General features: G+C 65.9%; 14 protein-coding genes. 5 read left to right on the forward strand and 9 right to left on the reverse strand.

The window, feature by feature from the left end:
• Positions 1–41: 41 nt before the first annotated feature.
• From GON01_RS00100 to eno, 5 genes are all read right to left on the reverse strand, one after another.
• Complete coding sequence (locus GON01_RS00100; RefSeq protein ID WP_157024946.1) at positions 42–1448, reverse strand: pyruvate dehydrogenase complex E1 component subunit beta; 1407 nt, start codon at positions 1446–1448, stop codon at positions 42–44.
• Entirely contained in the window at positions 1448–2503 is a 1056-nt protein-coding gene (pdhA, locus tag GON01_RS00105; RefSeq protein WP_157024947.1) for a pyruvate dehydrogenase (acetyl-transferring) E1 component subunit alpha, read from the reverse strand. Before pdhA ends, GON01_RS00100 begins: the two co-directional genes overlap by 1 nt.
• 104 nt (positions 2504–2607) lie before the next feature.
• Positions 2608–2937: an FtsB family cell division protein gene (locus tag GON01_RS00110; RefSeq protein ID WP_157024948.1), complete on the reverse strand. Its 330-nt coding sequence runs from the start codon at positions 2935–2937 to the stop codon at positions 2608–2610.
• A 118-nt stretch (positions 2938–3055) separates the two neighbouring features.
• Positions 3056–3343, reverse strand: coding sequence for a PIN domain-containing protein (locus tag GON01_RS00115; RefSeq protein WP_157024949.1), 288 nt, complete (start codon positions 3341–3343; stop codon positions 3056–3058).
• Between the two features lie 507 nt (positions 3344–3850).
• Positions 3851–5128 carry a phosphopyruvate hydratase gene (gene eno, locus GON01_RS00120; RefSeq protein ID WP_157024950.1) on the reverse strand — a complete coding sequence of 426 codons (1278 nt, stop codon included), beginning with the start codon at positions 5126–5128 and terminating at the stop codon, positions 3851–3853.
• A gap of 151 nt (positions 5129–5279) precedes the next feature.
• Here eno and GON01_RS00125 point away from each other — a divergent pair, with 151 nt between their 5' ends.
• Genes GON01_RS00125 through GON01_RS00145 form a run of 5 tightly spaced genes read left to right on the forward strand, consistent with a single transcriptional unit; the run spans position 5280 to position 7223 of the window.
• Entirely contained in the window at positions 5280–5837 is a 558-nt protein-coding gene (locus GON01_RS00125; RefSeq protein ID WP_157024951.1) for a hypothetical protein, read from the forward strand.
• Positions 5838–5845: 8 nt separating this feature from the next.
• On the forward strand, positions 5846–6166 hold the full coding sequence (locus GON01_RS00130) for a phage holin family protein (RefSeq protein ID WP_157024952.1): 321 nt from the start codon (positions 5846–5848) through the stop codon (positions 6164–6166).
• Positions 6163–6558 (forward strand): DUF3618 domain-containing protein, encoded by a 396-nt coding sequence (locus GON01_RS00135; RefSeq protein ID WP_157024953.1) that lies wholly within the window; start codon positions 6163–6165, stop codon positions 6556–6558. The genes GON01_RS00130 and GON01_RS00135 overlap by 4 nt, the downstream gene beginning before the upstream one ends.
• A 2-nt stretch (positions 6559–6560) precedes the next feature.
• Positions 6561–6959 (forward strand): hypothetical protein, encoded by a 399-nt coding sequence (locus GON01_RS00140; protein ID WP_157024954.1) that lies wholly within the window; start codon positions 6561–6563, stop codon positions 6957–6959.
• Between the two features lie 42 nt (positions 6960–7001).
• Entirely contained in the window at positions 7002–7223 is a 222-nt protein-coding gene (locus tag GON01_RS00145; protein ID WP_157024955.1) for a DUF4170 domain-containing protein, read from the forward strand.
• Between the two features lie 2 nt (positions 7224–7225).
• Here GON01_RS00145 and GON01_RS00150 read toward each other — a convergent pair whose 3' ends face one another.
• The 4 genes from GON01_RS00150 to carA form a co-directional block, all read right to left on the reverse strand.
• A complete protein-coding gene (locus GON01_RS00150) occupies positions 7226–7855 on the reverse strand; it encodes a rhomboid family intramembrane serine protease (protein WP_157024956.1) in 630 nt (209 codons plus the stop codon).
• Between the two features lie 35 nt (positions 7856–7890).
• Positions 7891–8367 (reverse strand): transcription elongation factor GreA, encoded by a 477-nt coding sequence (greA, locus tag GON01_RS00155; protein ID WP_157024957.1) that lies wholly within the window; start codon positions 8365–8367, stop codon positions 7891–7893.
• Between the two features lie 82 nt (positions 8368–8449).
• Entirely contained in the window at positions 8450–11785 is a 3336-nt protein-coding gene (gene carB / locus GON01_RS00160; protein WP_157024958.1) for a carbamoyl-phosphate synthase large subunit, read from the reverse strand.
• Between the two features lie 367 nt (positions 11786–12152).
• Complete coding sequence (gene carA, locus GON01_RS00165) at positions 12153–13403, reverse strand: glutamine-hydrolyzing carbamoyl-phosphate synthase small subunit (protein WP_157024959.1); 1251 nt, start codon at positions 13401–13403, stop codon at positions 12153–12155.
• Between the last annotated feature and the right edge of the window lie 92 nt (positions 13404–13495).

Below are 13495 nucleotides of genomic sequence, written 5' to 3' on the forward strand. Positions count from 1 at the left end.
TTGCTTCGTCGCTGTCGCTCCTCGCGATGACGCTGTTCCCCTTACCGGTAGCACACCTTCTTCGCCGCCTCGACGACCCGCGCGGTGTCGACCAGCGCCGCTTTCTCCAGGTTCGCCGCATAGGGCAGCGGCACGTCCCGGTTGGTGACGCGCAGCACCGGCGCGTCGAGGTCGTCGAAGCCCTGCTCCATCGCCACTGCCGCGATTTCGCTTGAGATCGAGCAGATCGGCCAGCCTTCCTCGACCACGACCATGCGGTTGGTCTTGGCCAGGCTTTTCAGCACCGTTTCCGTGTCGAGCGGCCGCAGCGTGCGCAGGTCGACCACTTCGGCATCGATCCCCTCGCCCGCCAACTGCTCGGCCGCTTCCAGCGCGACGCCGACGCCGATCGAATAGCTGACCAGGGTCACGTCCTTGCCCGGCTTCATGATCCGCGCCTTGCCGATCGGCAGCACGAAATCATCGAGCTTCGGCACGTCGAAGCTGCGGCCGTACAGCAGCTCGTTTTCCAGGAACACGACCGGGTCTTCGCTGCGGATCGCCGCCTTCAGCAGGCCTTTCGCGTCCGCCGCGTCGTAGGGCGAGATGACGACCAGCCCCGGCACGCTCGCATACCAGGGGGCGAAATTCTGGCTGTGCTGCGCGGCGACGCGCGACGCCGCGCCGTTCGGGCCGCGGAACACGATCGGGCAGCGCATCTGACCGCCGGACATATAATTGGTCTTCGCGGCCGAGTTGATGATGTGGTCGATCGCCTGCATCGCGAAGTTGAACGTCATGAACTCGACGATCGGACGCAGGCCGCCCATCGCCGCGCCGGTGCCGACACCGGCAAAGCCATATTCCGTGATCGGCGTATCGATCACCCGCTTCGGCCCGAACTCGTCGAGCAGGCCTTGCGTGACCTTGTAGGCGCCTTGGTACTCGGCGACTTCCTCGCCCATCACGAAGATGCGCTCGTCCTTGCGCATTTCCTCGGCCATCCCGTCGCGCAGCGCCTCGCGGACCGTCGTGCGCACCATCTCGGTGCCGGCGGGCACTTCCGCCTCGGCGACGGTCGCGTCATGCGTCGCCGCCTCGAACAGCTTGCGCGCGCCGGTTTCGACCTTCTTCGGCTCAGGCGTCGGCTCGGTCTTCTGTTCCGCCGGCTCGGCCTTCTCGGACTTGGGCGGCGAAGCCGATGGCGCGCTCTCGCCCTCGCCCTCGCCCTCGCCGGTCAGCGTCGCGATCACGGTGCCGACCTTCACGCCGTCCGTGCCTTCCGCCACCAGAATTTCCGCGACCGTGCCTTCGTCGACCGCCTCGAACTCCATCGTCGCCTTGTCGGTCTCGATCTCGGCCAGGATGTCGCCCGATTTCACGGTGTCGCCCGGCTTCACCAGCCATTTGGCGAGCGTGCCCTCCTCCATGGTCGGGGAGAGGGCCGGCATTTTCAGTTCGATCGCCATCAGTAGGTTTCCACCAGCACGTCGGTATAGAGTTCGTCGAGCGCGGGCTCGGGCGAGGTTTCGGCGAAGTCCGCCGACTCGTTGACGATGCGCCGGATGTCCTTGTCGATCTCCTTCAGCTCCGCTTCACCGACGCCCATCTTCTCCAACTCGCGCGCGGCGTGGTCGATCGGATCGGATTTCTCGCGCACCGCCTGCACTTCCTCGCGGCTGCGATACTTGGCCGGGTCGGACATGGAATGGCCGCGATAGCGATAGGTCTTCATCTCCAGGATGATCGGGCCCTTACCCGCGCGCACCCATTCGGCCGCCGTCTCGCCGGCGCCGCGGCAGGCGAGCACGTCCATGCCGTCAACCTGGATGCCGGGAATGCGGAAGCTCTCGCCGCGGCGGTAGAGCTGGTCCTCGGCGGAGGCACGATTGATGCTGGTGCCCATCGCATACTGGTTGTTTTCGATCACGAAGATGATCGGCAGCTTCCAGAGCTCCGCCATGTTGAAGCTCTCATAGACCTGGCCCTGGTTCGCGGCGCCGTCGCCGAAATAGGCCATGCACAGCCCGCCATCGTCGGCATATTTGTGCTTGAAGGCGAGGCCGGTGCCCAGGCTCACCTGCGCGCCGACGATGCCGTGGCCGCCATAGAATCGGTGGTCGACCGAGAACATGTGCATCGACCCGCCCTTGCCGCGGCTGATGCCGGCCTCGCGGCCCGTCAGCTCGGCCATGATCACGTTCGGGTTTATGCCATAAGCAAGCATATGCCCATGGTCGCGATAGCCGGTGATGACGCTGTCGTGACCGCCCTTCAGCGCCGACTGCAGGCCAACCGCGACGGCTTCCTGGCCGATATAAAGATGGCAGAAGCCGCCGATCAGGCCCAGGCCATATAGCTGCCCCGCCTTCTCCTCGAAGCGGCGGATCAGCAGCATCTGCCGGTACATTTCCAGCAGCTCGTCCTTGCTCGCCTGATAGCGCTGCGGCTCCGGCGGGCGTTCGCGATTCGGTGTTGCGGGCGGCGCGCTTGCGGGCGCCTTGGGCTTTGCGGCTCGTGCCAAGGTAATGACCCCTTGATGGGTGAGGATTTGGGGTGCCTATAGGCCCGGTTCGTCGGGCTTCGCAACCGATGGAAAGCCCCTGCCCCGGCGCGAAGGCCGCGCGCCTATCTGGCCGGGTCGGCCTGGTCCATCGGGATGATGATCTCGTCGGGATGGGCATAGCCCAGCCGCTCGCGGATCAACTCGTCGGCAAGGTCGGGATTGGCCTTGCGCGGATCGAGCAGGCTGACGCGATTGGCGATCACCTTCTTCTGCGCCTCGAGCCCGGCCAGCTCCGTCTGTTTCCTGTCGAGCTGGTGGCGATAGTCGCCCCAGGCGATCACGCCATTGGGGCCTGCCAGCGCATAGCCGCCGAAAAAGGCGATCACGAGCAGCGCTGCGGCCGGCCCTGCCGCCCGCTTCACCAGATCCCAGACTGTGCGGTGCTTCGCCATCAAGGTCCTTGAATCACAGCGGAGTCGCCGGATCAACCCGCTTTTCGCAATTATCACCGGATCAGTTCGACTTTCACGTTTGCCGCGTCCGCGATCGAGGCCCAGCTTTGGTCCGCGCTCACAGCGACAAGACCTCGGCGCCGCGCGATGGCCAGGCAGAACCGATCGCCCAGAGACAGTTCTGCCATGCGCTGAACCTCTCCAGCAGCCCAGCGGACCGACCATCCACTTCGTCGATCGGCACCACACGGAAATCCTGGCTTTCGAGGGCTGCGTTGATGATCTCGTCCGAGTGACGGAGGCGAACCAGTCGCCTCACGACTTCAGCGAGATTCACCGACGTGATCCCTGCCCCATCCGTGAACTCGACGACGCGAGCAGCCCCGGTTTCGTTCAGCAGCGGCACGAGTGCAGCTGAAGCGTCCAGGAGATATTCACTCGTCGCCCCACATCTGGCGACGCTCTCGCAGGAAACCATCGAGCGCCCCAAGATCCCGCGTATTTCCGGAGAGGATGGCGCGTGTCCTGGCCCAACGCTCTGCCGCCGACAGCCTCTGTTCGGGTTCGTACAATGCGCCGGATGTAAGCGATCCCGCTTCCGCGATCGGAGCTCGACGGGTGCCCTTGGCGCTGCGCATCGACTTTCAACCATAGCGCGGGAGAACTTCCGCCGTCCAACGGCCAACATGCTGCCGCTCGGGATCGGAAAGATCGAGATTGGCGGCCCTAGATGCCGCTGCAGCGCTTCCACAGGGGGCTTCTGATTGGGTGCCCGCAGCATTTCGGCCACGACAGCATGGTCGGAGAACAGGTCTTGCACGATCCGGCCCGCACGACTGCGCTTGAATTCGTCGAGGTTCGTCAGCCGCCTCCATAACGTAGTCGCCTATATACGTTGTGGGGGGGCTAAACATCAAACCCGGAATACGTTCCTGCCTGCGTATTTCGCCTGGGCGCCCAGCTGTTCCTCGATCCGGATCAACTGGTTGTACTTGGCCAACCGGTCGGATCGGGCGAGACTGCCGGTCTTGATCTGTCCGCAATTGGTGGCGACGGCGAGGTCGGCGATCGTCGCGTCCTCGGTCTCGCCGGAACGGTGCGATATCACCGCGGTGTAGCCGGCGCGCTGCGCGGTCGCGACCGCCTCCAGCGTCTCGGAAAGCGTGCCGATCTGGTTGACTTTGACCAGCAGCGAGTTCGCCAAGCCCTGCTTGATGCCGTCCGCCAGCCGCTTCGGATTGGTCACGAACAGATCGTCGCCGACCAGCTGGACCTTGGCGCCCAGCCGCTCGGTCAATGCTTTCCAACCGGCATAATCGTCCTCGGCCATGCCGTCCTCGATCGACCGGATCGGATAGTTCGCGCAAAGCTCGGCCAGATAGTCGACCATCTGGTCACTCGAGAGCGCCCGCCCCTCCCCTTCCAGCGCATATTGCCCGCCTTTGTAGAACTCGGTCGCCGCGCAATCGAGCGCGAGCACCACGTCCTCGCCTGGCCTGTACCCGGCTTGCTCGATCGATCGCATGATGAAGTCGAGCGCCTCCGCCGGCGAAGCGAGGTTCGGCGCGAAGCCGCCTTCGTCTCCCACCGCCGTCGCCAGGCCGCGCTCGTGCAGGCCCTTCTTCAGCGTATGGAAGATTTCCGAACCCCAGCGCACCGCTTCGGCGATGTTCTCGGCGCCGACCGGCATCACCATGAATTCCTGAAAGTCGATCGGGTTGTCGGCATGGGCGCCGCCATTGACAATGTTCATCATCGGCACCGGCAGCAGATGGGCCGACACGCCGCCGACATAGCGGTAGAGCGGCAGACCGCTCGCTTCCGCCGCCGCCTTGACGACCGCAAGGCTGACGCCCAGGATCGCGTTCGCGCCCAGCCGCGACTTGTTGTCGGTCCCGTCGAGCGCGATCATCTGCGCGTCGATATCCGCCTGGTCCTCTGCCTCGAGGCCCAGGATGTTCTCGGCGATTTCGCCGTTGACCGCGCGCACCGCTTCCTCGACGCCCTTGCCCAGCCAGCGCTTCGGATCGCCGTCGCGTTTTTCGACCGCTTCAAACGCGCCCGTCGACGCCCCCGACGGCACCGCCGCGCGGCCGAAGCTACCGTCCTCCAGGCTCACATCGACCTCCACCGTCGGGTTGCCCCGGCTGTCGAGAATCTGGCGCGCGTGAATGTCGATGATTGCGGTCATGAAACGGTCTTCCTACATCGTTTCGGGATCGGAGCCGCCCCTATCGGCGCGAATGCCGGAAGGCAATCGGCGGCCCCGATGCCGTGGAACCGCGTCGCCGGAGCGATTGTTCTGGAGGCGAACAGGATTGGCGTTTGGAAAGGGATGCGCGATGACCGATGTGAGCCAGGCGAACGACGGCGAGACGCGGCAGGGTGGCGCGGGCGATGGCGGCGGCGAAACCACCGCCGAGAAGTTCAAGAGCCAGTTCGCCTCCTTCAAGTCGCAGGCCAGCGACAAGGCGCGCGACTATGCGGGCCAGGGCGTGAACCGCGCGACCGACGCGCTGGACGAGGCCGCCAGGTTCCTCGAGGACACAGCCCGCTCGGTCGAGGAGAAGCTCGGGCCGCAATATGGCCGCTATGGCTTCTCCGCCGCGGAGAGCGTGTCCGGCTTCGCGGATCAGTTGCGCGGCAAGGACATTGACGAGCTGACCGAGGACGTGCGGAGCTTCGTGCGCAAGAGCCCGGCGATCGCGATCGGCGCCGCGGTCGGCGTCGGCTTTGTCCTGGCGCGACTCGCCAAGGCCGGCATGGGCTTCGAGGCGAACGAAAGCGGCGGCAGTGCCAGGAGCGGGCCTTCGGCCGCCCCGGCCGGTCCGGTCGGCGCGCCCGCAACCAGCCAGGCCGCCAACGAGGACACGGCCGTCAATCCCACCTTCCCGGCCTGAGCGCCGCGATGAACGGGGACGTGCCAATCGGGCAATTGTTCAGCCAGCTTGTCGACGACGGCAAGCGCTATGCGCGCGCCGAAGTCGAGCTCTACAAGGCAAAGGCCGCCGACAAAGCGCAGCCGGTCAAGCGCGCGGCGATCTATGGCGGCATCGCGCTGACCCTTGCGCTGTCCGCCGTCACGGCCCTGCTGGTCGGGCTGATCCTGGCGCTCCAGACGCTGGTCGGCCCGCTCGCCGCGACGCTGATCGTCGTGCTGGTGACGCTGATCCTCGCCGGCGGTCTCGGCTATCTCGCCTACAAGCAGGTGCTGGAGGCGCGGCGATGAGCAAGGCCGAGATCCACGCCAGGGAGGCCGAGGCCGCCCAAGCGCGCGACAAGCTGATGGGAACGCTGCACGAGCTGCAGCACCGGCTGAGCCCGAAGACGATCGTCACCGACGTCAAGGAAAAGGCCAAGGAGAAGGCGGAGGGCGTCAAGACCGCGGCCAAGGAAGGCGCGGTTCAGGCGGCGACCCATCCCTCCACGGTCGCCGCGATTACGGTGCCGATCCTCGTCTATCTCTTCCGCAAGCCGATTGCGCGCGGGCTGGGAATGCTGCTCGGCCGCGATGCGCGTGACCAGGAGCCACAACCCTATCAGGAAGCGCGGGCACCTGCTCCGCTTCCGCCCGAACCGGTCCGGGCCCGCCCCAAGGCCCCGGCAGAACAAGGAGCATGATGATGGCGAGCCCCAATCAGAACAACCAGAGCACCGCTCGCGCCGGCGGCATCCGCGGACGCGCGTCCGAAGCCGGCGACCGGATCGGCAGCGGCATCGACACGGCTCCGCTCGCCGCGTTGGCCGCGGGCGTCGTGGCGGGCGCGGTGGCCGGCGCGCTCCTCCCCCGCACCGAACGCGAAACCGAGGTGCTGGGCCCAATCGGCAGCAGGATCGGCCAGGCCGCCGCCGAAGCCGCGAAGGCCGCGCGCGACGCCGGCAAGCAGGAGCTCGGGATCCTGACCGACAACAAGTCGCCGATGGAAGCGATCGTCGACAAGGCGATGGACGCGGTCAGCGCCGCCGGGTCCGCGGCCGGCAGCGCCGCTGCCTCGACGGTCAAGGGCAAGCAGGAAGCCTGACCGGCTTGCCCCTGCGGCAGGCGAGGGTTAGGGCCCACGCCCATGAGCAAGATGCACCTGGTATTCGGAGGCCGCGTGAAGGACCCGCGCGGCCTTGATTTCGTCGACCTGAAGAACATCGACATCGTCGGCATCTATCCCGACTATAAGAGCGCGGAAACCGCCTGGCGCGGTGCTGCCCAGCGCACCGTCGACGATGCCGAGATGAAATACGTCGTCGTCCATCTCCACCGCCTGCTGGAGCCGGACGTCCCGCCCGCCTGAGCTCAGGCCTTTCGGTAGCGCCAGAGCAGCAGCGGGCGCGCCAGCGCCAGGCCCGCGACGAAGCCGCCGATATGGGCGAAGATCGCGACCTGCACGCCGCCCAGCGCCGCCATCCCGATCAGCGCCTGGACGAAGATCCACGCCGAGGCGAGCCACAGCACGCGCACCGCATAGCCGGACAGCGGACCGATGCCGCGCGTGCGGTCGCGCCCGAAGAAGAGGGCATAGGCGCCGAACGTCGCGGAGATCGCGCCGCTCGCACCGACCATCGGCACGGTCGAGGTCGGGTCCATCGACCAGTGCAGCAGGGCCGCCGCATAGGCGCCGACGATATACAGGATAAGGCTCGCGCCCCCGCCGATGACGCTTTCGACGAAGCGGCCGACGAACACGAACATCAGCAGGTTGAAGCCGATGTGCAGCAGCCCGGCGTGGACGAGAGTCGCGCTGAGCGGGGTCAGCCACACCGGCACCGCGCCGGGGACTTGTACCAGTCCTGACACTCGCGCGGGGATGAAGCCCCCCTTCAGCGACGCGACGTCCAGCCAGCCGGCGATCCACAACAGGAAAAATGCCGCCGCGGTCGCGATCGCGATCCCTTGCGTCACCTTGCCTTCAGGCAATTCCGGCATTCTCTAGCCCGTTCGTTTCGAGCGAAGTCGGGAAATCAGATGAACTCGATCTTGGAGACGAGATAATAGCGGTCGCCCGACGGCACCGTCACTTCGACTTCGTCCTCGACCCGCCGGCCGATCAGCGCGCGTCCGAGCGGCGAGTTGTACGAGATCCGGCCCAGCTTCGCATCGGCCTCGGTCTCGCCGACAATCTGGTAGCGGACCGGCTTGTCGTCCTCATCGAGCAGGGTCACGGTCGCGCCGAACACGACCTTGTCGCCGGAAAGCTCCTTCGGATCGATGATCTGGGCCCGGCTCATCCGGTCCTCAAGCTGCGCGATCGCCGCTTCGATCTGGCCCTGGCGTTCCTTGGCCGCGTGATATTCGGCGTTCTCGGACAGGTCGCCATGCGCGCGCGCTTCCTCGATCGCATCGACGATCTGGGGCCGTTCCTCTTTCAGCCGCTTCAGATCCGCCTGCAGCTTCTGATAGCCCTCGGCCAGCATCGGCATCTTGTCGACGGTCGCCATTCATCCACCCTTCGTCAAAAACCTGGCCGCCCGGCGGCCCATTTTCGGACCGCCTACCCACTCGATCGGATTGTCGGGAAGGTCAGGCGTGCGGCTGTGAATAGTAAGATTGCAGCGATCGCACTTCAAGAGGCCGCGCGCGGAGCGCCTTGATCGCCTGCGCCGCCGCCGCGCTCGCCGCCGCAGTGGTGAAATAGGGGATTTTCCCGTTCACCGCCGAGGCGCGGATGCTCGCCGAATCCTTCAACGACTGCCAGCCTTCGGTCGTGTTGAAGATCAGGTCCACCTTGCCGTCCTTGATCCGGTCGACGATGTGCGGCCGGCCCTGGGCCACCTTGTTGACGCGCTCCAGCGGAACCCCGGCCGCTTCCAGATAGTCGGCCGTCCCGCCGGTCGCGACCACCGAATAGCCCATCGCGACCAGCTCCTTGACCGGCTCAACGATCGCCGGCTTGTCGCTGTCCTTGACCGACACGAACAGGCAGCCGCCCTGCGGCAGCGTCATGCCCGCACCGATCTGCGACTTGGCAAAAGCGGTCGCGAAATCGCCATCGATCCCCATCACTTCGCCGGTCGACTTCATCTCCGGCGAGAGCACCGGATCGACGCCGGCGAAGCGCGCGAACGGGAACACGGCTTCCTTGACCGCGATATGGCCGGTCGGGCGGTTGACCGGCGGCAGGTTCGCCAGCTTCTCGCCCGCCATCACCCGCGCGGCGAGCTTGGCGATCGGCGTGCCGACCGCTTTAGCGACGAACGGCACGGTGCGGCTGGCGCGGGGGTTGACCTCTATCAGATAGACCTGACCATCCTTGACCGCGAACTGGACGTTCATCAGGCCCTTGACCTTAAGCGCCCGGGCCAGCGCCTCGGTCTGCCGCTCGATCTCGGCGACGATCTCCGGCGGCAGCGAATAGGGCGGCAGCGAGCAGGCGCTGTCGCCGGAATGGACGCCGGCCTCCTCGATATGCTGCATGACGCCGGTGACGACGACCTGGTCGCCGTCGGCGATCGCGTCGACGTCGACCTCGATCGCGTCGCGCAGATAGCGGTCGATCAGCACCGGGCTGTCGCCGGATACCTGCACCGCCGTCGCGATATAGGCGTCGAGCTGCGCTTCGCCGTCGACGATCTCCATCGCCCGCCCGCCGAGCACATAGGAGGGGCGGATCAGCACGGGGTAGCCGATGCGGTTGGCGACCGCGATAGCTTCCTCGCGGCTGCGCGCGATGCCGTTTTCCGGCTGCTTGAGGCCGAGCTTGTTGACCAGCTTCGCGAACCGCTCGCGGTCCTCGGCCAGGTCGATCGCGTCGGGGCTGGTGCCGAGAATCGGGATGCCGGCATCCTCCAGCGCCTGCGCCAGCTTCAAGGGCGTCTGCCCGCCGAACTGGACGATCACGCCGACCAACTCGCCGCGCGATTTCTCGACATGCAGGATCTCCAGCACATCCTCGGCGGTCAGCGGCTCGAAATACAGCCGGTCCGACGTGTCATAGTCGGTCGAGACCGTCTCCGGGTTGCAGTTGATCATGATCGTCTCGAACCCCGCCTCGCGCAGCGCGAAACAGGCATGGACGCAGCAATAGTCGAACTCGATTCCCTGCCCGATCCGGTTGGGCCCGCCGCCAAGGATCACGATCTTCTTGCGGCCGGAGGGATTGGACTCGTCCTCCGGCGCGCCGAAGCTCGGCGCCTCGTAGGTCGAATACATATACGGCGTCTTCGCCTCGAACTCGGCGGCGCAGGTGTCGATGCGCTTGAACACCGGCCGGACGCCCAGCCGATGCCGGAGCGCGCGGACGTCGTCCTCGGTCACGCCCCCCGTCATCGCCTTCACCGCTTCGCCGATAAGCCCGGAACTCTTTCCGAACGCGCGTCGCGTGCCCGGCTGCAGGTTCGCCGATCGCAGCGCCAGGAACGCCAGCCTTTTGTCCGAAAAGCCCATCGCCTTCAGCCGCCGCATCTCCGCCGCATCGCGCGGCAGCCCGTCGCGGCACACCTGCTCCTCGGCTTCGACGATCTCCGCCAGCCGTTCCAGGAACCAGGGATCATATTTAGCGACCGCGTGGACCTCGGCGACGCTCAGTCCTTCCCGCAGCGCCTGCGCCGCCACCAGCAGCCGGTCCGGCGTCGGCCGGGCGAGCGCGGCCAGGATATCCTCCTTCGGCGCGCCTGCCAGCGTGTCGACGATGTTGAGGCCCGAAAGCCCCGTCTCCAGCCCGCGCAGCGCCTTCTGCAGGCTTTCATGGAAGTTGCGGCCGATCGCCATCACCTCGCCCACCGACTTCATCATCGTGGAAAGGTGCGGGTCCGACCCCTTGAACTTCTCGAACGCGAAGCGCGGGATTTTGGTGACGATATAGTCGATCGTCGGCTCGAAGCTGGCCGGCGTCGCGCCGGTGATGTCGTTGTCGATCTCGTCGAGCGTATAGCCGACCGCCAGCTTCGCCGCGACCTTGGCGATCGGGAAGCCGGTCGCCTTGGACGCGAGCGCCGACGACCGCGACACACGCGGGTTCATCTCAATCACGACCAGCCGCCCGTCCTTCGGATTGACCGCGAACTGGACGTTGGAACCGCCTGTTTCGACGCCGATTTCGCGCAGGCAAGCGATGCTCGCGTTGCGCATCACCTGATATTCCTTGTCGGTCAGCGTCAGCGCCGGCGCGACGGTGATCGAGTCGCCGGTATGGACGCCCATCGGGTCCACATTTTCGATCGAGCAGATGATGATGGCGTTGTCGGCGCGGTCGCGCACGACTTCCATCTCATATTCCTTCCAGCCGAGCACCGATTCCTCGATCAGCACCTCGGTGGTGGGCGATGCGTCGAGGCCGCCGGTGACGATCTCGACGAATTCCTCGCGGTTATAGGCGATGCCGCCGCCGGTGCCGCCCAGCGTGAAGCTCGGCCGGATGATCGCCGGCAGCCCGACAAGCTCCAGCGCGCCCATCGCTCCCTCGATCGAGTGCGCGATTTGGGATCGCGGCGATTCCAGCCCGATCTTGTCCATCGCCTCGCGGAATTTCAGCCGGTCCTCGGCCTTGTCGATCGCGTCGGCATCGGCGCCGATCATCGTCACGCCGAACCGGTCGAGCGTGCCGTCACGGAACAGCGCCAGCGCGGTGTTCAGCGCCGTCTGCCCGCCCATCGTCGGCAGGATCGCGTCGGGCCGCTCCTTCTCGATGATCTTGGCGACGATCTCCGGGGTGATCGGCTCGATATAGGTCGCGTCTGCAAACTCCGGATCGGTCATGATCGACGCCGGATTGGAGTTGACCAGCACGATCCGATAGCCCTCGGCCTTCAGCGCCTTGGCCGCCTGTGTCCCCGAATAATCGAACTCCGCCGCCTGCCCGATGACGATCGGGCCAGCGCCGATGATGAGGATGGAGGAAATGTCGGTGCGTTTGGGCATAATTATCTTGCGTCTCTGGGAGCGACCACGAAGCGGACGGTCAGGCAACCAACAAGGCGGCGATCACTGCGCCGAGTGCTGCGCTTCTTTGACTGAATGGTCTGTGAAATGATCTGATTGGCAAAAGGCGCTGATCGGGCCTTCAGGAACAGAAATCCCGAACAAGGGCCGCTGGCGCACTCGATGATATCGGGTTCATCCTGCTCATCGACGCGAGTCACATGTCGATAGCTGAGGCCATTTTCTCGCGCGAACCCGACATTCTGTGAATAGCAGTCACCAGTAGCATAGACGAGGACACCCGGATCGACGGCTTGCGCTTGAGCACATCCTGCCGAAGCAAAGGCGAAGACGCTTAGAACAATCCTCACCCAAGCATCCCCACGAACTTCTCGAACAAGTAACAGCTATCCTGTGGCCCCGGGCTCGCCTCCGGGTGATATTGCACGCTGAACGCCGGGTGGTCGGTCAGCTCCAGCCCGCAGTTGCTGCCATCGAACAGCGACACGTGAGTCTCGCGCGCATTTTCCGGCAGGGTTTCGCGTTCGACCGCGAAGCCGTGGTTCATGCTGGTGATCTCGACGCGGCCGTCCTCCAGCCGCTTGACCGGGTGGTTGGCGCCGCGATGCCCCTGGAACATCTTGGTCGTCTTCGCCCCGATCGCGAGCGCGAGGAGCTGGTGGCCAAGGCAGATGCCGAACAGTGGCTTGTCAGTTTCCAGCATCTTCTGGATGACGGGCACCGCGTATTCAGCGGTCGCGGCCGGATCGCCGGGGCCGTTCGACAAAAAGAAGCCGTCCGGGCTTTGCGCCATCACGTCGTCGAACGTCGCGGTGGCGGGGAGGACGGTGACGCGCGCGCCGGCTTTCACCAGGTTGCGGAAGATGTTGTGTTTGGAGCCATAGTCGATGGCGACGACGTGGGGCACGTTCCCCTCCCGCTTGCGGGAGGGGCTAGGGGTGGGAACAGCCTTTAGGTCCGCGCGGGATTCAGGCGCCTGCCCACCCCCGGCCCCTCCCGCAAGCGGGAGGGGAGAAGTGTACCCGCTCCCCAGCTCCCAAACCCCGCCTTCCCAGCCGTGATGCGCCTCGCAAGACACTTCCTTCGCCAGGTCCATTCCCTCCAGCCCCGGCCAGGCGCGCGCTTTCGCCAGCAGCGCCTCAACGTCGAACCGGCCGTCGGCGCGATAGGCAATCACCCCGTTCGGCGCCCCGCCTTCGCGAATCCGACGCGTCAGCGCGCGCGTGTCCACGCCCGCCAGCCCGATCTTCCCGCGCGCCTTCAGCCAGGAGTCGAACCCCTCGGCCGCGCGGAAATTGGAGGGTGCGGTCACGTCCTCGCGGACGATGCAGCCCAGCGCATGGGCGTGGTTCGCTTCCACATCCTCATGGTTCGCGCCGACATTGCCGATGTGCGGAAAGGTGAAAGTGATGATCTGCCCTTCGAACGAAGGGTCGGTCATGATTTCCTGGTAACCGGTGATCGCGGTGTGGAAGCACACTTCGCCCACCGCCTCGCCTTCCGCGCCGAATCCGCGGCCCCAGATCACATCGCCGGAGGCCAACACCAATACCCCCGTCGCTCCTTCGGGTGCGCGCGTGGGGGTGGCGTCGGCCATGATCGGCAGGCTCCTTTGCAGGGTTGGCAGCGATGTCGCTAAGGCTTGGCAGCTAGGCGTGTGGCCCCGGCCGGTCAACCTGCTAAACGGCG

It is taken from the genome of Sphingomonas horti (assembly GCF_009753715.1).
Taxonomy (GTDB): Bacteria; Pseudomonadota; Alphaproteobacteria; order Sphingomonadales; family Sphingomonadaceae; genus Sphingomonas_B; species Sphingomonas_B horti.

Bases quoted from the DNA above. Each gene is read 5' to 3' on its own strand.
- GON01_RS00100 (WP_157024946.1), bottom strand. From the start codon at position 1,448: ATGGCGATCGAACTGAAAATGCCGGCCCTCTCCCCGACCATGGAGGAG.
- GON01_RS00110 (WP_157024948.1), bottom strand. From the start codon at position 2,937: ATGGCGAAGCACCGCACAGTCTGGGATCTGGTGAAGCGGGCGGCAGGG.
- eno (WP_157024950.1), bottom strand. From the start codon at position 5,128: ATGACCGCAATCATCGACATTCACGCGCGCCAGATTCTCGACAGCCGG.
- GON01_RS00125 (WP_157024951.1), top strand. From the start codon at position 5,280: ATGACCGATGTGAGCCAGGCGAACGACGGCGAGACGCGGCAGGGTGGC.
- GON01_RS00130 (WP_157024952.1), top strand. From the start codon at position 5,846: ATGAACGGGGACGTGCCAATCGGGCAATTGTTCAGCCAGCTTGTCGAC.
- GON01_RS00135 (WP_157024953.1), top strand. From the start codon at position 6,163: ATGAGCAAGGCCGAGATCCACGCCAGGGAGGCCGAGGCCGCCCAAGCG.
- GON01_RS00140 (WP_157024954.1), top strand. From the start codon at position 6,561: ATGGCGAGCCCCAATCAGAACAACCAGAGCACCGCTCGCGCCGGCGGC.
- GON01_RS00145 (WP_157024955.1), top strand. From the start codon at position 7,002: ATGAGCAAGATGCACCTGGTATTCGGAGGCCGCGTGAAGGACCCGCGC.
- GON01_RS00150 (WP_157024956.1), bottom strand. From the start codon at position 7,855: ATGCCGGAATTGCCTGAAGGCAAGGTGACGCAAGGGATCGCGATCGCG.
- greA (WP_157024957.1), bottom strand. From the start codon at position 8,367: ATGGCGACCGTCGACAAGATGCCGATGCTGGCCGAGGGCTATCAGAAG.
- carB (WP_157024958.1), bottom strand. From the start codon at position 11,785: ATGCCCAAACGCACCGACATTTCCTCCATCCTCATCATCGGCGCTGGC.
- carA (WP_157024959.1), bottom strand. From the start codon at position 13,403: ATGGCCGACGCCACCCCCACGCGCGCACCCGAAGGAGCGACGGGGGTA.